Raw genomic sequence first — 17,977 nt, forward strand, 5'->3', positions numbered from 1 at the left:
CACCCCGCCCGCGACACCGTCTCGAAAGGACCCCTCATGACCGTTTCACCCTCCCTGATCAGCGCCGATCGCGAAGCCGAGTTCCTCGCCGATTGGGCCGTGCATTCACGATTCGGTGCGGTCGAAGGCACGAACGGAGTCGACCGTCAGGCGGCGAGCGCCGCCGATGGACAGCAGCGGAAATGGTTCGAAGAGCTGCTCGTCAAGCACGGTTTCAGCGTCCACCGGGATGCGATCGGCAATCAGTTCGGGCTCCTCGAGCTCATTCCCGGTGCCCCGTATGTGCTGACTGGTTCACACATGGACTCGCAGCCGACAGCTGGCCGTTTCGACGGCGCCTACGGGGTGCTGGCTTCGGCGCATGCGTGTTTCGCGATCGCCGATGAGCTGCGGGCGGACCCGTCGAAGGCGAAGTTCAACCTCGCCGTGGTCAACTGGTTCAACGAAGAGGGCTCCCGGTTCAAGCCCTCGATGATGGGATCCAATGTCTTCACCGGCAAGGCCGAGCTGGAGGCGGCCCTGACCACGCGTGATGCTGCGGGAGTCACAGTAGCCGAGGCGCTCGACGCGATCGGTGAGCGCGGGGACTTCACCGTTCCCGAGATCGCCTCGTATGCGGAGATCCATGTCCAGCAGGGTCGGAGCATGGAAGAGGACGGGGTGACGATCGGCCTGGTCAACGCCACGTGGGCGGCCCACAAGTACGAGTTCAAGGTCACCGGTGCTCAAGCGCACAGCGGGTCGACTCTCATGGCCGATCGGCAGGATGCTCTGCTCGGTGCGGCGCGTCTGGTCGTGGCTGCACGTGAACTCGTCGACGACTTCGAGCCTGGTGCTCTGCACACCGCATGCGGGCAACTCACGGTGTACCCGAATTCTCCGGTCGTCGTCGCCAGCGAGGTCAGCCTGCTGCTCGATCTGCGCTCCCCCAGCGCCGAGGTGATCGCCTCCGCCCATGAGAAGCTCATGTCCACGATCGCCCAGGTCAGCGAGGACGATCGGGTGGAGATAGAGATCGTCGCCGAACACAGCTGGGATCAGAACCCGTACTCCGAGGACGGGGTCGAGCTGGCACGGTCGGCTGCGAATGATCTGGGACTCACCTCGGCGACGGTGATGACCGTAGCCGGACATGATTCGACGAATATGAAGGACGAGGTGCCCACCGTCATGCTCTTCATTCCCAGCGTCGACGGGGTCTCGCACAGCCTGGCCGAGTTCACGAAGGACGAAGATCTCGTCTCGGGTCTCCATCACCTCACCGAGGTGGTTCGCCGGCTCGCCGCCGGCGCCCTGGCCTGACGGTCGGAGTCAGTCGATGGCGTCGACGTCCTGGTTGTCGTCGACGAGCTTCTCGGCCAGCGGCTCCCACTTGTCGTAGGCGTCGGGGTAGCCCGAATGCTGCACTTCCTGTGCGGCGTCACCGGGGTCGATGCTCTCCCAGTTGTCGATCTGGGTCAGCCCTGGATTGTCGGTTCCGGAGTCGACTCCGTAGAAGGCTTTCGATGCGTACACGGTGTCAGTGACTTCGTCGACCGATCCCCAGTTCATCGAGGGACGCTGCTGGAAGGCGCCGGCTGAATCTCGGTCTCCGCCGTCGAGGTCGTTGAGGCTGGATTCCTGCAGTGCGGTCATCACTGCGATCTCCTGCGCCTGTTCGGAGAGATCCGCGCCCTTGCCGACGCCGATGATCGTGCGCGCATTGTCGATCTGCTCCTCGCTCAGCTCATCGGGGTCGTCGATTCCTCCGGTCGAGCCGGCGTCGGACTGGGCTGCTTCACCCTCCTGGCTGACGCCTCCGGAGATCGGTCCGGCCGCAGCCGAGGTCGCCGTTGCCATGGTGACTCCCCCGGCGAGGACGGCGGCGGACAGTGCAGTCACCGCAAGAGTGCGCGCACGTTTCATCTGTTCTCACTTTCTCTTGATCGGGTCATCGACCCGGTCGGCGATTCCTGGTGCGCGGCACACGTCGTTTGTTCTGCGGCATTTGGTCTGTGGTCGGCACAGGAACACCAAAGCAGAAGGTGCCGTGGAATCGCCCCACACAACACTGACGGACCGATCGGCGCTGTTCAATGCAGAGAGACTTCGAGGTGACTTACTCTCATCGCAACGAATCGTCACGGATCCGTGTGCATGCGATCAGAGTTCGCTGAACGCCATGCGGTCACCAGCGGCGCTCTCACCGTCCCGTGATCGGGGTCTCGATCGGCTCGTCGGGCCGTTTGCAGGCCTGGGCCAGGGAAACTTCAGGAGCCGGACGTGACCTGGGCCTCATCGATCCCGTCCCTCCGGTCTGACATCCTCGGCGCAGGCATCGTCGCCGCGCCCCTGAGTGGGACGCGGCGACGAATCGGTGCTCGAGCGCGGAACGCTGCCCGCTGTTCAATGCCGGATCACGGGCCGATCTGATCACAGTCCGTTCAGACGGTAGGGCACGAAGCTGTCGTCCTGGTCGTACGGGTAGGAGACGTCGTGGGCGACCGAGCCGAGCGAACCGTTCTCCTCGAGGGCATGGTAGGCCGTCTTGTCGTCATTGGCCCAACCGTTGAAGATGACGACGTGGCCGTTGGCGCCCTCGGTGCCGGGGCCGCCCTTGAGCAGGATGTCACCGGGCTGGAGTTCGTCCTTGCTGATCTCGTGGGAGACGTCGGGCAGGGTCACGGTGCTGAGGCTGTCGTCGAGCCCCCATGCCATCGAGACGAATCCGGAGCAGTCTGTGCGGTAGTTCTTGCCCTCGGGGTCGGGGTGGTAGGCACCCATGTCATAGGGCACTCCCTGGTCGACCCAGGTCTGGGCGCGACTGATGATCTCGTCGCGGCGGTCATCTGACTGCGCCGAGGCGGTTCTGCCGGATTCTGCCTGTGCAGCCGAGGACTGTGCAGTGGAGGACTGAGCGGCGGGTGTCTGGTCGGCCTGTGCCGGTGCGGTGGTCATCATGGTTCCTCCGGCGAGGATTCCCGCGGTGAGAACGGTGGTCGTGAGTGTGCGCGAAATTGTCATCTTCTCTCCTGATGCTTCTCGTATGTGCACTTGTGACGTCGGAACATTCGGTTTCGGGGCACGGCCGGAGTACGGCTTTGGGGCGTATCAGCTGATCGGGTCGACGTCCTGGTTGCCCTCGACGAGCTCGGTCGCCAGGGGCTCCCACTTGTCGTATTCGGCGGGGAACGCGGAACCCTGCACTGCCTGTGCGGCGGCTCCCGGGGACAGCGTCTCCCACCCCGGGACCTGGATGAGGCCGCGGTTCGCGCCCTCGGGGTTGACTCCGTAAAACGACTTCGACGAGTAGATCGGGTCGGTCACCTGAGCCAGAGTGCCCCACCCCATGGAGGGACGCTGTTGGAACAGACCAGCGGAGTCGCGGTCACCCCCGTCGACGTTGATGAGACTCGACTCCTGCAGGGCCGTCATCACGGCGATCTTCTGCGCCTGTGTCGACAGTTCTGCACCCTTGCCGACAGCGATGATCGTGCGAGCATTGTCGATCTGCTCTTGAGTGAGCTGCGTGGCGTCCTGGGTGCTCGGGACCTTGCCGCCGTCGAGGGCCTTGCTGGTGAACGGAGCGGCCTCCTTGGAGACGGGGGCCGGCTCTGCAGACGCAGCGGTCGCCATGGAGGCACCGCCGGCGATAACAGCCGCGGAAAGGGCTGTCACCGCGAACTTGCGTACGAGTTTCATCAGTTCCCACTTTCCAGTTGTATCGGGCGTCGGGTCCTCTCGGCTTCCTCCCACCGAGTTCCACGTGACCCTGCTCTCATGCCCGCAATCCAGGCTGTCGGATCGGAAGAGCGTGCTCAACAAACAGACCGTCGATGGAGAGGCAATGGGATTTCAACTCGCTTTGAACTGCAGGTTTCCCTGTCCTCAGCGTTCCCTGAACGGATACCGGATGGAGCCGGGGCTACGCTGTTTCCATGACCGCAAAGCTGCCCGTCGACGCCGCGCAGGCCATCAGGTCCTACCTGCGTATTGCCGATCGGATCCTGCCAGACGGCATCATCGCCTGCGGGGTTACCGGGTCCATCGCGCTTGGCGCTTATCGTCCGGGGTGCAGCGACATCGACCTCGTCGCGGTCATCGCCGAGGATTGGCGCACGCGGCCGGATCTCATCCGGAGACTGCGCCTGCTTCACCTCTCACAGGTACCCCGTCTGACGGTGGGAGCAGTGCGCGGGCGAGGAGTGAGTGCGTGCTGCAATACCGTCTTCATCGCCGAGTCCGAGGTCAGTCGCCCCGTCACCGAAATCCGGCCGATCGCCTCCCATACCGGTGAGATATTCGATGCGAACGGCGCGTTCGACGTCAATCCGGTGGTCTGGAAGGAGCTCGTCGACGGCGGGATCACGGTTCGGGGACGACCGATCGCCGAGTGGGATGTCGATGCGCAGCCGGAGGCGCTTCGCCCGTGGATCAGTAGGAATCTGCGCGAGTACTGGACTCCGTTGGCCGCACAGCTGCGCGTCCGTCCGTCGCGCACCCCGGGAACGCTGCTTCGTCGACTCGTGACGTCCCCGCGGGGACTTTCAGCCGGCACCGTCGCGTGGTGTGTACTCGGTCCCGCGCGGATGCATCATACGCTTGCAACCGGTGAGATCATCGGCAAGGAGGAAGCAGGACGCCGCGCGCTGACCGCATTTCCTCAGCACGCCCCCATCACCGAGGTGGCCCTGGCCAAAGTGCGCGGCGCGCGGATTCCGTCCGCACCGTCACGACGGCAGTGGCGGGGGCTGACCGCCTCGGCGATGGATGACATCATCGCTGCCGCCCTCGACTGAGTCCGGCAGCGCGAACTCTACTTCGCGATGAAGTGGAGGCGCTTATTGACGAACTCGCCCATCCCAATCGGACCCATCTCACGACCGAAGCCGGACCGCTTCACCCCGCCGAACGGCAACTCAGCAGCCTCCGCCGCAATCGTGTTCACATGCGTCATCCCCACCTCGAGGCGCGCGGCCACCCGATCGGCACGCCCCTCATCAGTGGAGAACACGGACCCACCCAAACCAAGGGCACAATCATTCGCAAGCTCGAGGGCCTCCTCATCGCTGGAGACCCTGTACACGGTGGCCACAGGCCCGAAGATCTCTTCGCCATACGACTGCGAGTCCCTAGGCACATCGACGAGCACGGTCGGCGCATAATAAGCAGCCGGACCCTCACCCAGCTCACCACCGACGAGCACCCGGGCACCCTCAGCCACGGCCTTGGTCACCTGTGCGTCAACGGTCTCGGCGGCAGAACGGCTCGACAACGGCACATACTCGCCCTCACCCAGGCTCATCGGATCTCCTGGTTTCAACCCGGTGCCCAACTTCACGAGCTCAGCAACGAAATCGTCATAGATGTCGTCCATGACGATCAGCCGCTTATTCGAATTGCACACCTGTCCGGCATTATAGGTCCGGAACTCCCACGCTTCACGAGCCACAGCAGCAACATCAGAGGCGTCGAGGACGACCATCGGGTCGATCCCACCGAGCTCCAACACGGCTTTCTTCAGGTTCTGCCCCGCCTGAGCGCCGATGATCGCTCCGGCCCGCTCCGACCCGGTCAGGGAGACTCCCTGAACCCGGGGGTCGGCAATCATCGACGCGATCTGATCATGGTTGGCGAAAAGGTGTGAGTACCCACCCTCGGGTACGCCGGCGGCGCGGAAGATCTCCTCGATCAGCAGCGCCGACCGCCCACAGATGTCAGCGTGTTTGAGCATGATCGTGTTGCCCAGCACAAGATTCGGGGCAGCGAACCGAGCGACCTGATAATAGGGGAAGTTCCACGGCATCACACCCAACAGGGCACCGATCGGCAGCGCTTCGATCCGGGCAGTGCCGGGGATGGTCGACGGGATCTGATAATCCGTGGCCAGACTGGGTCCGTGGATGCCGTAGTAGTCGATGATGTCGGCGGCGAACTCGACCTCATCGACGGACTCGGCATACGACTTGCCCATCTCCACCGAGATCGTCCTGGCGAGTTCGTCCTTGCGTTCATGGAAGATCTCCGCCGCCCTGCGCACAATCGACGCCCGTTCCTGAATGTCGGTCTCCTTCCACGTCAGGTACGTAGTGTGGGCGCCAGCGACGGTGGATTCGATCTCGGCGTCGGTCGCCTCGGCGAAGGTCTCGACGATTTCGCCGGTGGCGGGATTCTCAACACGATAGTTCGACATTGCTGCTCCTTAGCTGGCTCCGGTCGGAATCGCATCTGCGCGACCGGAGACGGTCAATGGTGAGGATTTCAGATGGGCGGTCGGTGCTGCGGTCAGTGCAACGCGCCCGGATATGGGGATCATGAGGCGATGAATGGCGTCGCTGCGGCCCCATCACCGCAGTCAGTTATCACCCATACCATCGACGGAAGCGCCCGGATCGGCGCGAACGATCATTCCGACATGATCGTAATACAGGTCACGGAGATTCGCCGAGGCGGCCGCCCAGTGACGAGGAGATCGATTCGTCGCCGTGCCCACCCGACCGATGGTGCCGTGACCGTCCTCAGCGCACGACTTCGCGGTGTGTGGTGTCGAGTCGCCGCGTCCATCCTCGGCCGTCGAGGTGTTCGAGCAGAGGGATGACGACGCGTCGGGTCGTCCCCAGCGCCTGCCTCGCCTGGCTCGTCGTGAAACGCTGATCGAGGCCGGCGAGGATCCGCATCGCCTGCGCGGGGGTACGCGGGGACACGATGATTCCGTCGCCGAGGCGCAGGATCCGTCCTGCCTTCTCCGCGACCGCGAGCTCCCGCACTCCGAGACCGAGTTCGCGCAGGTCGTCGGCTTCCGGAGCGGCGAACGGATCGGCTGCGAGTCGACGTTCGATCTCGGCGATCCCGGATTCGGCGGCACCGAGTCCCGCGGTATGCCCGGGCGGACGAACCATTCCGTCGGCGGTCTCGAGTCCGGCTCGGGAGATGATCACGTTCAACAGTGCGCGAATCGCGGCACCCGTGCCATCGGGCAGGGGCACTGTCGGCTGCACCTTCCCCTTCGATGAATCATCGCGATTGGTCGCGCCGGACCGTCTGCGGCTCGGGTCCGGGGTCCGGCGCAGTGATTCGGCAACGGCCTTGACCGGCACTCCCGCGGCCATCGGCGAGGCGGCGAGCTCGCGGCTGACCAGTGATTTCGCCGACTCGACCCAAGCGGTCAGCCTCGGCGAGTGGACGAACCAGCCGCCCACATCCTCAACGTCGGCAGGCAAGGATTCGTCGACGGGCACCTGTAGACCGAACCGGGTGAGGACGGTGCGTTCGACGGCTCCGCGGCGGGCCACCTCGGCGAGGATGTCGCCTTCGACGGGACGGTCGGCGAGCTCCCGAGCCCGCCTGGCGCCGTCGCCTCGTCGGGACAGTTCAGGCGGATCGACATCGAGCACGAGGAGTCCTGCGAAGACGTTGCGGCTGCCCGGGGCGCGAAGCACGATCCGGTCGCTGACCTGCACGGGAAGTGGTCGGTCGAGGGTGAGCCGGGCGTGATCGGCGTCGAAAGCGCGGAGTCGTGCGGGCACGGCGGCGGTGCCGATATGGGCCATGAGTTCGTGGATGCCGAAATCGAGTGGCTCGCCCATGGTGCGGCGCACGTCGATCGTGTCGATGATCGTCCAAGCTCCGGCAGTGAGCAAGGCGTCGCCGCGGTGGAGGTCGTCGGCGGGAACGTCGCGGAGGTTGACGGCCACGCGAGCCTGTGGGGCCACCTCGGTGGTGGTGGAATTCCGGGATTGCAGACCGCGCACACCCACGGTCCGGTCGATGGTCGCACCGCGCAGTTCGACGGTATCGCCGGTGGTCAGGGTGCCTGCGGTGAGGGTTCCGGTGACGACGGTGCCGGCGCCCCTAATCGTGAACGCGCGGTCGACCCACAGTCGAACCCTCCCCGAGGCGGCCGGGGACTTGGCCGTGGCCGTGACCTCGTCGAGAACGCTGATGAGTTCGGGCAGGCCTTCTCCGGTCGTGGCCGAGACCGTGACGATCGGCGCAGCTTCGAGCGTTGTTCCACGCAGTTGCGCGCTGACCTGGGCTTTTGTAGCGTCGACGGAGTCGGGGGCGAGGTCGGCGCGGGTGATGACGACGAGGCCGTGGGTGATGCCGAGGGCATTGATCGCGTCGCGGTGGTCACTCGATTGGGCTTGCCAGCCTTTGTCGGCGGCGATGACGAAGCAGGCGATAGGGGCGGGGCCGAGCCCGGCGAGCATGTTCGCAAGGAACTTCTCGTGTCCGGGGACGTCGACGAAGGCGAGTTCACGCCCCGACGGCAGGGTCGTCCAGGCGAAACCGAGGTCGATGGTCAGCCCGCGCTTCTTCTCTTCGGCCCACCGATCGGGTTCCATTCCGGTCAGGGCATTGACCAGCGTCGACTTCCCATGATCGACGTGTCCGGCGGTGGCGATGACGAAAGTGTCAGGCATTGTCAGCACGGACTCGCTTGATGGCGGCAGCGATGCGGTTGTCTTCGCTTTCGGGTACGCAGCGCAGGTCGACCAAGCATCGTCCCTGGTGGACGCGGGCGACGATCGCAGGATCGCCGCGGCGCAGCGGCTCGGCGAAGGCTTCGGGCAGTTCGACTGCCCAGCCGGACAGGGGCACTCCGGGGGCTCCCCCGCCGCCGACTCGTCCGTCGTGGTCGACGATCGTGGCACCGACCGCCTCGGCGAGAGTTTCGGTGCGTTTCCGCAGGTGAACTGTGTCGATGTGGAGGGCGTCGTGGATCGGGTTCGCGGTGTGAGTGATCGTGGCTTCGAGGGCGGCGAGGGTGAGTTTGTCGGTGCGCATCGCTCTGGCCAGAGGGTGTTTGGCCAGTGTCTGCACTGCTTCGGTGCGGCCGAGGATGAGTCCGGCCTGCGGGCCGCCGAGGAGTTTGTCGCCGGAGACGATGACGAGGTCGGCGCCGGCGCGCAGGGCGGTGTCGATATCGGGTTCGTCGGGCAATGCCGAGTCGGGAGTGAAGAGTCCGGAGCCGAGGTCGACGATGAGCGGCAGGTTGTGCTCGTCGGCGAGTCCGCGCAGTTCAGCCACGTCGACGGAGGAGGTGAATCCTTCGACGCGGAAGTTGCTCGTGTGCACCTTGAGCAGGCAGGACGTGTCGTCGCTGATGGCCTCGGCGTAGTCGGCCACGTGGGTGCGGTTCGTCGTGCCGACCTCGCGCAGGCTGGCGCCGGTCGTCGTCATGAGGTCGGTGAGGCGGAACCCGGCACCGATTTCGATGAGTTCGCCGCGGCCGAGGATGATCTCGCCGGAACCTGTGCCGCGGCCGCGCACCGCAGTGACGGCCAGCAGCAGGGCGGCCGCACCGTTGTTGACCACGAGAGCATCCTCGGCAGCCGGGCTCGCCTGCAACAGGGCGGCCTTCGCTCCGGTGCCCCGCTTGCTGCGTTTGCCGGTGCCGAGGTCCATTTCGACGTCGACATATCCGGCCGCCTCGGTGATCGCCTGGGTTGCCGCAGGTGAGAGCGGTGCCCGGCCGAGGTTCGTATGGACGAGGATGCCGGTGGCGTTGAGCACCGGGGTCAGGGACGAGGCCGAACGGGAACCGAGCCTGGAGGTGATGGTGGGGACCACCTCGGCGACGGGGATCTCACCGGTCCGGGCGGAGTTCTGCACCTCGGAGATGATGGCCTTGATGGTTGCCTGGTTGAGGCGCTCACCTGCGGCGATGATCTCGGGAAGGGCGAGGAGATGATCCGTGCGCGGAATGGACCGGCGCGGGTCAGGTTCGACCATGGGGCGGCCTCCTCGGTGCAGGGTCACGGCGGCGCCGCTTGGTCGGCGGGACCGCGAAACGGTTGGCGGAGGCGGACGGGAATCGAACCCGCCAGACCGAGATACTCGGTCTCACTGGTTTTGAAGACCAGGGCGCCCACCAGGACACGGACGCCTCCATCGGTCATCCTATCGTGGGACGGCGGGTGGTCACAGCGGTCAGAGGAGGGGGCGTTCGTCGCGATGTGGACGCCCATCGGACCTGGTGACGGTTCTGTCAGATGAGTGTTAGTCTCCGGGTATGGCTGAGATTCATGACCGTCTGACCTCGTTCGCTCACGGTGGAGGATGTGCCTGCAAAATCCCTCCCGGCGAGCTCGAGGATGCGGTGCGCGGGTTGGTCGGTCAGTCCGGTCCCGATGTCCTCGTCGGCCTCGACGACGGCGATGATGCCTCGGCGGTGCGGGTCCGAGACGACCTCGCGGTGCTCTCGACGGCGGACTTCTTCACCCCTGTCATCGACAATGCCTACGACTGGGGGCGCATCGCCGCGGCCAATGCCCTGTCCGACATCTACGCGATGGGCGGGACCCCGGTCACGGCGATCAACCTCGTCGGATGGCCGCGGGAGAAGCTGCCGATGGAGCTGCTCACCGAGGTTCTGCGCGGCGGGCTCGATGTTGCGGCGCAGGCGAACTGCCCCGTCGCCGGCGGTCATTCGATCGACGATCCCGAGCCGAAGTACGGGATGGCCGTGACCGGTGTGGCCCACCCGGACGAACTCATGCGCAACGATTCCGCCGAGGCGGGGCTGCCCCTGACATTGACCAAGCCAATCGGCGTTGGGATTCTCAACAATCGGCACAAAGTCACTGGTGAGACCTTCGACGAGGCGATCGCCACGATGACCGCGCTCAATGCCGAAGCGTCACGGGCGGCCGTGGCTGCAGGCGTACGAGCGGCCACGGATGTCACCGGTTTCGGTCTGCTCGGGCACCTGTTCAAGATGGCCCGAGCCTCAGGAGTCGGAGCCGTCATCGATGCGGCTGCAGTGCCCCGCCTCGGCGGTGTCGATGAGTCGATCGCTGACGGGTATGTGTCCGGCGGAACCAGGCGAAACCTCGACTGGGTGCGGCCTCATCTGACCGCGGATGACGGCGTGAGCGAGGACGACCTGCTGCTTCTCGCCGATGCGCAGACCTCGGGCGGGCTGCTCGTCGTCGGCGAACTGCCTGATCACCCGATCATCGGCGAGATCGCCGCCGGCTCGGGCGTCCACGTGCGGTGAGGTCTTGGCCAGGTGCGGGACTTCGTTTGTGAGCGAGTTCCAAGCATGATTTCATTTGCAGTCATCGGGTCATTGCTATCGTCAGGATCATGGGCCTACAAGACTGGATCTACGGGCGCACAGACAAGCAGCGAGCCAAACGGGCCGAGAAGATACGACAGGAATTCGGTTCGGATCCTGACCTGACCCCGGCCATGCTGGAGGTGCTGACCAAGGCAAACGACATGCCGAATGAACCGAAGGTCGCACTGTACAAGGAGGCGGTTCCGGCAGGAATCGAACCGACTCGAGTGTCTGTGGGATATCAGGACGAAGAAGGGATCCATCAGGTCGCCGTCCTCTTTCCCGGTGGCCTGAGCATCCTCAGCCAGAAGCGCGGAAAACAGAAGAATGGGGAGCCGCATCCGATCGCTGGGGCGCAGGTGCCGTTCTGGGGAATCCAGTCCGTTGAGGTTCACACTCTCCAGAATGCGGATACCGGTCTCCTCATCTCCGGAAGCGACGGCCAGCGATCCTACCGACTGGGCTATGTGATCACCGATGCCGCAGAGATCAAGTCTCTCGCTGAGGAAATCGAGGCAGGTCGTCAGGCCGATGCCAGGCGCCAGGCTGAGGCGCAGTCGCAGTCAGACCAGCCGAAAGTCAACATCAACTCATCTCTGTCGGCGGAAGAACAGCTCACGGCGCTGCGGCAGATGCGAGAGATGACCAATATGCCCGACGACGCCTACGAGGCGGCGGTTCGCCAGATCAAAGAGAGCATGACTACTGGGGAGTGACGTCCTCGTCGCGGAACTGACTGACGCTGACCATTGGCACTGCCGCCGACTTCCGAAGGATCAGTCACCCTTGGTGCCACAACACCCTGATGCAACGGGGTGATTTGGCACCAGCGGTGAGGGGTGGTTGCCCGTCCGCGCGTCTACCGCCCGGTGGTGATGGAGTCGTCGGTGATGCCGCGAGCCCGACGCTCTTCGAGGCGAGTGCGCTGCGGTTCGACGACGTGACGCGGGTCCTTCGTCGATTCGATGCCGGCCTCGAGCACTCCGAAACGCGTGTACGCCGAGGCGGCAGCGAGAGCCGCACCGGAGACGACTGACAGCCCACGCAGCACGGCACGCGTCTTCCAGCTCCGTTTGCCGACGCCGGCTGATTCACCGGTACTGCCCACAGCATCGGCAAGCGCTCCGGCCGCGCCAGTCACGCCACCGGATCCAGCACCGCGTGCCAGCTTCTTCGCGAACACACGTGCCCCCACCTCGACGGCGGCGGTGCCGACGGCTCCGGCGATGAGCAGCTTCTCGGCCCGATGCAGCTTGTGTCCTGGTTCGCCGTCGTCCAGCGGATCGACCTCGGCCGGGTGCATGCGCTTCCTCATCGCCGACATCGCATAAGCTTCTCCGGCGGTGCCGGTGAGCGCGAGCAGTCGGGCCGGGCCGGTCTCGGCTACCGGTGCCAATGCCATCGCGGCGCCTCCGGCGGCCATCGACGCCGAGGACACGAACACGTACGGCAGACCATTGCGGCCGGCGGCGTTCCAGGTCGGAACGGCCGTCGCCCCCAAAAGCACGGCGGTATAGGCAGCCAGCGGGGTGGCAAAGAACGCGGACTCGATTGCGGCAGGAGTCTCCATGCCATGGAGCACCTTGCGCAGCGGGCCCAGGGGCAGCAGCTTCTCACCCGTGATTCGGTCGAGTTCGATCGCGAAGGTCACACCCGATCCGACGCCGAAGCCCGAGAGGATCCACGTGCCCAAGCTCATCGGCGACGACACTTTGACCACGCGCATCATATTGAGGAATCGTTCGGGCCTGCCGAGGTCGGCCACGAGAGCGGCACCGCCTACACCGGTCGCCGCGATTGCAGTCATCCGAGATGCGATGCGCAGACCCGGCCGGTCGGTCAGCTGCGCGCCGAAGCCGAGCAGAGACGAACCGCCGGCCAGACCGCCGAGGAACAGGTACGCCCCGATCTCATCGCCCCACGGCGGAGCCTTGACGATCGGTCGACCGTAGTACGACGTGAACTCGACGTCCTCGACCATCGGCATCTCACGGTTGCCGTCGGCACCGCGATTCTTCCACCCGCCGCCACGACCGTTGCCGCCGCGACCGCCCCGACGCCCACCGGAACCGTCAGGTCCGCTGGGACCTCCACGGCCGCCTCGGCGACGTTTTCTGCGTCCGCCTTCCGGCTCGGGTGGGCGGTAGGAATCGTATTCTGATGTGCTCATGAACGGCGGCTCCCGAGGAACGCGAGTCCGGCCGCGGCGACCATGCCCAGCGCCGCGATCCCGGCGTTGGCGTACATCTTCGGCAGGTCCTTCGTCGCGACCCGCGGGTCCGGCGGCAGGCCGTAGACCTCGGGTTCGTCGAGGAGGAGGAACACGGATCCGGTGCCGCCGACCCCGTCGTTCGGGTTCGCCCCGTAGAGGCGAGCCTCGGTCAGTCCCTTCGCGTGGAGTTCGGCCACGCGGTCGTGTGCCTGGTCGACCATGTCCTGACGGTCGCCGAACTTGATCGACTGGGTCGGGCAGGTCTGCGCGCAGGCGGGTTCCTGACCCTCGACGAGGCGGTCGTAGCAGAGGGTGCACTTGTTCGCGGTGCCCGCGTTCGGCACGTCCATGTCCGCGGCCTTGCGATCATCCCGATCGGTGGGGGTGTTGATCGTGCCGTCGTCTCGGCGTTCGATGACGCCGAAGGGGCAGCCGGCCACGCAGGTTCCGCAGCCGTTGCAGACGTCGTTCTGGACGACGACGGTGTCGAATTCGGTGCGGAAGAGCGCACCGGTCGGGCAGACGTCGAGGCAGCCGGCGTGCGTGCAGTGTTTGCACACGTCGGAGGACATCAGCCAGCGGAAGTCCGCGGTGTCCGGGGGTGTCGTGTCGACGTTCGACAGGTCGGTCGGCTCCAGGGCACCCGGTGCCAGCAGATCGACGTTGAGGTCGGGGGTCGTCGGCAGACCGGCGGAGGTTCGGCCCTCGGCCGCCGCACCCAAGGCCCCGTCCAGCGGCTGCGCGGCGGCAGACTCATCGGTGCGCGGGCGGATCGTGGGCATGCCGAGATTGACGAGCTTGCGCCCGGATTCCCGTGCCTTCTCGATGCGTTCGGAATCCTGTTCGATGAACGCGACGTGCCGCCACGTGTTCGCCCCGAGGCTGCCCGTGTTGTCGTACGAGGAACCGAGCAGTTCGAAGGTGCCGTCCTGCGGGTTGCGGTTCCACTCCTTGCACGCGACTTCGCAGGCCTTGCAGCCGATGCAGATCGAGGTGTCGGTGAAGAATCCCTTGCGGTTGTGCGCGGAATCGTGCCAGTGCCCGTCCGCCAACGTGCCATCATCGATCGTCGGTGTCGACATCAGTCGTCCTCCTCCTCGTTCTCCTGCCGATCCCGAGCCGCGCGGGCGCGAGCTTCCGCTTCGGCCACCTCGGTTTCGGCGATCGCACTGCCGTCGGCGTGCCGGCCGTGGTCGGGGTCGCCGTCGCTGGGGTCCCCGTCGTCGGCGCGGTTCGACACCGCCGTCTCGGCGGGTTCGGCCGCCTCGGTGGGTTCGATGGTGATCCTACCGCTGCGATCATCGGCACTGTCGACCGTCGCCGAGGCGGTCGTGCCGTCACCGTCGGAGACTCCATCGCGTCCCCCGTCCAGGGTCCTGCCCGGGGTGACGCCGACGGCCGAATCGCCGCCTCGGTGAGCGTGTCCACCGGCGCTGCGTCCCTGTCCGGCGTGATGGGAGGCCTCGACATCCTCGGCTTGAACGGTGACCTGCTGGTTGCCGGATTCGGGGCTGAGTCCCGCCTCGCGTTGGTACTTCTCGACGAAGTCGACGAGTTCGGGTCCGCGGGGACGGCGGCCGGGCATGATCGTTCCGGCCACGTACTTGCTGTTCTGGATGTAGACGTTGGGGTCCATCGTCACACCCAGCAGGTCGTTGGCGGAATCGCCTTCGACGACGGCACCCTGACCGCCCACGCCCCAGTGGTAGGGCAGGCCGATCTGGTGGACGGTCTTCCCGCCGATCGTCAGTGGGGTCATCCGCTTCGTCACGAGGACGCGGGCCTCGATCGCCGCCCGCGGGGGAGACCAAGGTCGCCCATCCATAGGGCTCGAGTCCCACCTCGGCGGCGAGTTCAGGTGAGATCTCGCAGAACATCTCCGGCTGCAGCTCCGACAGGTACGGCAGCCACCGGGACATGCCTCCGGCGGTGTGGTGCTCGGTGAGTCGGTAGGTCGTGAACACATAGGGGAAGACCTCGGATCCGGGCACCCCGGCACCGGGGGCGGACAGGTTGTCCTCACGGCGCATAACCATCCGAGTCGGGCTGTTCTGCTGGGAGTACAGCGGGTTCGGAACAGTCGATTCCTGTGGTTCGTAGTGAGTGGGAATAGGTCCGTCGATCATGCCGCTGGGTGCGAACAGCCACCCCTTGCCGTCGGCCTGCATGATGAACGGATCGTCACCGTCGAGGTGTGCAGGGCCCCCCGTAGGCCTGATCCGACTTGGCCGCCGGTGCTCGATCGACGGGGAAGTCGGGCACATCCTTACCGGTCCACTTCCCGGTCTCGTCGTCCCACCACACGAACTTCTTCCGCTCTGACCAGGGGGTTCCGTCGGGTGCGGCCGAGGCACGGTTGTACAGGATCCGGCGGTTCGCCGGCCAGGCCCACGCCCATTCGGCGGCGGTCTCATCCTGCTCATCCCGCGGTTTGCGGCGGGCGGCCATGTTCTGGCCTCCCGCGTATACGCCGGCGTAGATCCAGCAGCCTCCGGCGGTGGCCCCGTCGTCGGTCATCTGGTTGAAGTTGTCCAAGGGCTCGCCGTCGCGGTCGCCGCCGATGAAGTAGCCGTTGATCTCCTTGACGACCGCTTCGGCGTCGACTTCGCCCTCCTCGTCGACCGGGTAGTCCCAGGTCATGTCGAGCAGCGGCCGATCGCGGGGGTCGTCGGAGTCTTTCAGCTTCTCGCGCACGGCTTGGCCGAGTTCGTAGAAGAAGTCGAGTTCGCTCTGTGCGTCCCCGGGCGGGTTGACGGCCTTGTGGCGCCACTGCACGAGACGCTGGGTCTGCGTGAACGTGCCGGCCTTCTCCGTGTGGTTGGCTGCGGGGAGGAAGAACATCTCGGTGTCGATGTCCTCGGTCTTCAGCTCCCCGGTCTCGATCTCGGGGCCGTCCTTCCACCAGGTGGCGGATTCGATGAGGCTGAAGTCGCGGACGACCATCCACTTCAGGTGGCTCATGGCCATGCGCTGCATGCGCCCGTTGGCCGAGCCCACGGCCGGGTTCTGCCCAAGCAGGAAGTACCCGTCGACTCCGTCGTTGAGCATGCGCACCGCGGTCTGGTAGGTGCCGTGGGCGCCGTTGATGCGCGGCAGATAGTCGAAGGCGAAGTCATTGTCTGCCGTCGCCGCATCGCCCCACCAGGCCTTGAGCAGGTTGGTGGCGTAGGCACGGCCGTTGGCCCAGTAGCCCTTATGGGTCTCCGGGGTGCCCACGGCTGCGACGTAATCGTCGAAGGCGTCGTGGACCCCGGCGCTGGGCATCGGCAGGTAGCCGGGCAGCAGATTGAACAGGGTGGGAATGTCCGTCGACCCCTGGATCGTCGCGTGCCCGCGCAGCGCCATGATTCCGCCGCCCGGTCGGCCCATGTTGCCCAGCAGGAGCTGGAGGATCGAGGCGGTGCGGATGAATTGCGCGCCGAGGCTGTGCTGAGTCCAGCCGACCGCGTAGGCGAAGCACGTGGTCCGTTCCCGGCCCGAGTTCTCGGTCACCGATTCGTAGAGGTAGTCGAAGTCGGCGGGTTTGATTCCGCAGTTCTCCTCGACCATCTCAGGCGTGTAGCGCGAGTAGTGGTGCCGCAAGATCTGGAAGACCGACTTCGGGTTCTCGAGGCTCGGGTCCGTCAACGGAGCACCGTGCTCATCCGTCTGGTACGACCACGTCGAGTTCTCGTACGAGTTCGTGTCCGGGTCGAAACCGGAGAACAGTCCGTCGAGATCCTCAGTGTCGACATAGTCGTCGCTGATGAGGTTCGCGGCGTTGGTGTAGGCGCGCACGTACTCGTCGAAGTAGCGGCCCTCGCTCAGCACACGGTTGATGAGCGCACCGAGCAGCACGATGTCGGAGCCGGCCCGAATGGGCACGTGCTTATCGGCGATTGCGGTGGTGCGCGTGAAACGAGGATCGACGTGGATGATGCGGGCACCCCGGGCCTTGGCCTCGCTCACCCATTGGAAGCCCACCGGGTGGCACTCGGCCATATTGGAACCCTGGATGATGATGCAGTCCGCATTCGCCATATCCTGGACGGGTTGTGTGGCGCCGCCGCGCCCGAACGAAGTTCCCAAACTGGGAACGGTGGCGGAGTGTCAAATACGCGCCTGGTTCTCGATCTGTATCGCCCCGGCCGCGGTGTAGAGCTTCTTGGCGAGGTAGTTCTCCTCGTTGTCGATGGTCGCCCCGCCGAGGCTGGCGATGCCCATCGTCCGCCGCAGCGGGTGGCCTTTGTCGTCGAAGTCCTCCCAGTGGTTGCGGCGGGCCTCGATGAATCGATCGGCGATCATGTCGATCGCCGTCGGCAGGTCGATCTTCGTCCAGTCCTTGGCCTTCGGGGCCCGGTAGAGGACGTCGGTGACACGACCGGGAGCGTTGACGAGCTGTTCGCTGGCTGCGCCCTTCGGGCACAGGCGGCCGCGAGAGATCGGTGAGTCCGGGTCGCCTTCGATCTGCACGACCTTGTCATCCTTGACGAAGATCTTCTGCCCGCAGCCGACGGCGCAATAGGGGCACACGGATTGGACGACCTTGTCGGCCGTGACCGTGCGTGGAGTGGTGTCCCGAGTCTGCTGGGACACGACGGATTCGCCGCGTCCCGTCTTATCCGACGTGCGCAGCTGCCGGAGTACCGGCCACTCGAGGAAGCTGAACCGAGCCATGGCACCACCTTAGCCCCTCACGGGGCGGAAATGCACCAGGTGAGACCGGGTTTTCGGCCTCGTCC

At 65.6% G+C, this 17,977-nt stretch carries 12 protein-coding genes, 1 tRNA gene and 1 pseudogene; 4 read left to right on the forward strand and 10 right to left on the reverse strand.

Annotated elements, in window-relative coordinates; genetic code table 11:
- The first annotated feature begins 36 nt into the window (after nt 1-36).
- On the forward strand, nt 37-1,302 hold the full coding sequence (locus GUY30_RS17390; RefSeq protein WP_167200393.1) for a M20 family metallo-hydrolase: 1,266 nt from the start codon (nt 37-39) through the stop codon (nt 1,300-1,302).
- A gap of 9 nt (nt 1,303-1,311) precedes the next feature.
- Here GUY30_RS17390 and GUY30_RS17395 read toward each other — a convergent pair whose 3' ends face one another.
- The 3 genes from GUY30_RS17395 to GUY30_RS17405 form a co-directional block, all read right to left on the reverse strand.
- The gene (locus GUY30_RS17395) at nt 1,312-1,881 is read right to left on the reverse strand and encodes a hypothetical protein (RefSeq protein WP_228281518.1); all 570 of its coding nucleotides are present in this window, start codon (nt 1,879-1,881) and stop codon (nt 1,312-1,314) included.
- A gap of 531 nt (nt 1,882-2,412) precedes the next feature.
- On the reverse strand, nt 2,413-3,003 hold the full coding sequence (locus tag GUY30_RS17400) for an NlpC/P60 family protein (protein WP_167200399.1): 591 nt from the start codon (nt 3,001-3,003) through the stop codon (nt 2,413-2,415).
- Nucleotides 3,004-3,090: 87 nt separating this feature from the next.
- Nucleotides 3,091-3,681, reverse strand: coding sequence for a hypothetical protein (locus GUY30_RS17405; protein WP_167200402.1), 591 nt, complete (start codon nt 3,679-3,681; stop codon nt 3,091-3,093).
- A gap of 236 nt (nt 3,682-3,917) precedes the next feature.
- Between GUY30_RS17405 and GUY30_RS17410 the strand changes: the two genes are divergently transcribed.
- On the forward strand, nt 3,918-4,778 hold the full coding sequence (locus tag GUY30_RS17410; protein WP_167200405.1) for a DUF4111 domain-containing protein: 861 nt from the start codon (nt 3,918-3,920) through the stop codon (nt 4,776-4,778).
- 17 nt (nt 4,779-4,795) lie between these two features.
- On the opposite strand, the gene GUY30_RS17415 is transcribed toward GUY30_RS17410, so the two are convergent.
- From GUY30_RS17415 to GUY30_RS17430, 4 genes are all read right to left on the reverse strand, one after another.
- A complete protein-coding gene (locus GUY30_RS17415) occupies nt 4,796-6,172 on the reverse strand; it encodes an NAD-dependent succinate-semialdehyde dehydrogenase (protein ID WP_167200408.1) in 1,377 nt (458 codons plus the stop codon).
- Between the two features lie 325 nt (nt 6,173-6,497).
- Complete coding sequence (gene selB / locus GUY30_RS17420; RefSeq protein WP_167200411.1) at nt 6,498-8,402, reverse strand: selenocysteine-specific translation elongation factor; 1,905 nt, start codon at nt 8,400-8,402, stop codon at nt 6,498-6,500.
- Complete coding sequence (gene selA / locus GUY30_RS17425) at nt 8,395-9,714, reverse strand: L-seryl-tRNA(Sec) selenium transferase (RefSeq protein ID WP_167200414.1); 1,320 nt, start codon at nt 9,712-9,714, stop codon at nt 8,395-8,397. Before selA ends, selB begins: the two co-directional genes overlap by 8 nt.
- A 63-nt stretch (nt 9,715-9,777) precedes the next feature.
- Nucleotides 9,778-9,872, reverse strand: a tRNA-Sec gene (locus tag GUY30_RS17430).
- A gap of 122 nt (nt 9,873-9,994) precedes the next feature.
- Here GUY30_RS17430 and selD point away from each other — a divergent pair.
- Together selD and GUY30_RS17440 are read left to right on the forward strand one after the other, a co-directional pair.
- Entirely contained in the window at nt 9,995-10,981 is a 987-nt protein-coding gene (selD, locus tag GUY30_RS17435; protein ID WP_167200417.1) for a selenide, water dikinase SelD, read from the forward strand.
- A 194-nt stretch (nt 10,982-11,175) separates the two neighbouring features.
- Nucleotides 11,176-11,760, forward strand: coding sequence for a hypothetical protein (locus tag GUY30_RS17440; protein ID WP_167200420.1), 585 nt, complete (start codon nt 11,176-11,178; stop codon nt 11,758-11,760).
- 143 nt (nt 11,761-11,903) lie between these two features.
- Here the strand turns inward: GUY30_RS17440 and nrfD are convergent, their stop codons facing one another.
- The 3 genes and pseudogenes from nrfD to fdnG all read right to left on the reverse strand — a co-directional run.
- Nucleotides 11,904-13,214 (reverse strand): NrfD/PsrC family molybdoenzyme membrane anchor subunit, encoded by a 1,311-nt coding sequence (gene nrfD / locus GUY30_RS17445; protein WP_167200423.1) that lies wholly within the window; start codon nt 13,212-13,214, stop codon nt 11,904-11,906.
- On the reverse strand, nt 13,211-14,338 hold the full coding sequence (locus tag GUY30_RS17450) for a 4Fe-4S dicluster domain-containing protein (RefSeq protein ID WP_167200426.1): 1,128 nt from the start codon (nt 14,336-14,338) through the stop codon (nt 13,211-13,213). The genes nrfD and GUY30_RS17450 overlap by 4 nt, the downstream gene beginning before the upstream one ends.
- Nucleotides 14,339-14,739: 401 nt before the next feature.
- A pseudogene (fdnG, locus tag GUY30_RS18075) lies at nt 14,740-17,912 on the reverse strand (formate dehydrogenase-N subunit alpha); the annotation flags it as partial.
- Nucleotides 17,913-17,977 lie beyond the last annotated feature (65 nt).

The organism is Brevibacterium pigmentatum, from assembly GCF_011617465.1.
Lineage (GTDB): Bacteria > Actinomycetota > Actinomycetes > Actinomycetales > Brevibacteriaceae > Brevibacterium > Brevibacterium pigmentatum.

Coding starts and splice junctions, on each gene's coding strand:
- GUY30_RS17400 (WP_167200399.1), bottom strand. CDS start 3,003: ATGACAATTTCGCGCACACTCACGACCACCGTTCTCACCGCGGGAATC.
- selD (WP_167200417.1), top strand. CDS start 9,995: ATGGCTGAGATTCATGACCGTCTGACCTCGTTCGCTCACGGTGGAGGA.
- GUY30_RS17405 (WP_167200402.1), bottom strand. CDS start 3,681: ATGAAACTCGTACGCAAGTTCGCGGTGACAGCCCTTTCCGCGGCTGTT.
- selA (WP_167200414.1), bottom strand. CDS start 9,714: ATGGTCGAACCTGACCCGCGCCGGTCCATTCCGCGCACGGATCATCTC.
- GUY30_RS17410 (WP_167200405.1), top strand. CDS start 3,918: ATGACCGCAAAGCTGCCCGTCGACGCCGCGCAGGCCATCAGGTCCTAC.
- GUY30_RS17415 (WP_167200408.1), bottom strand. CDS start 6,172: ATGTCGAACTATCGTGTTGAGAATCCCGCCACCGGCGAAATCGTCGAG.
- selB (WP_167200411.1), bottom strand. CDS start 8,402: ATGCCTGACACTTTCGTCATCGCCACCGCCGGACACGTCGATCATGGG.
- GUY30_RS17450 (WP_167200426.1), bottom strand. CDS start 14,338: ATGTCGACACCGACGATCGATGATGGCACGTTGGCGGACGGGCACTGG.
- GUY30_RS17440 (WP_167200420.1), top strand. CDS start 11,176: ATGCTGGAGGTGCTGACCAAGGCAAACGACATGCCGAATGAACCGAAG.
- nrfD (WP_167200423.1), bottom strand. CDS start 13,214: ATGAGCACATCAGAATACGATTCCTACCGCCCACCCGAGCCGGAAGGC.
- GUY30_RS17390 (WP_167200393.1), top strand. CDS start 37: ATGACCGTTTCACCCTCCCTGATCAGCGCCGATCGCGAAGCCGAGTTC.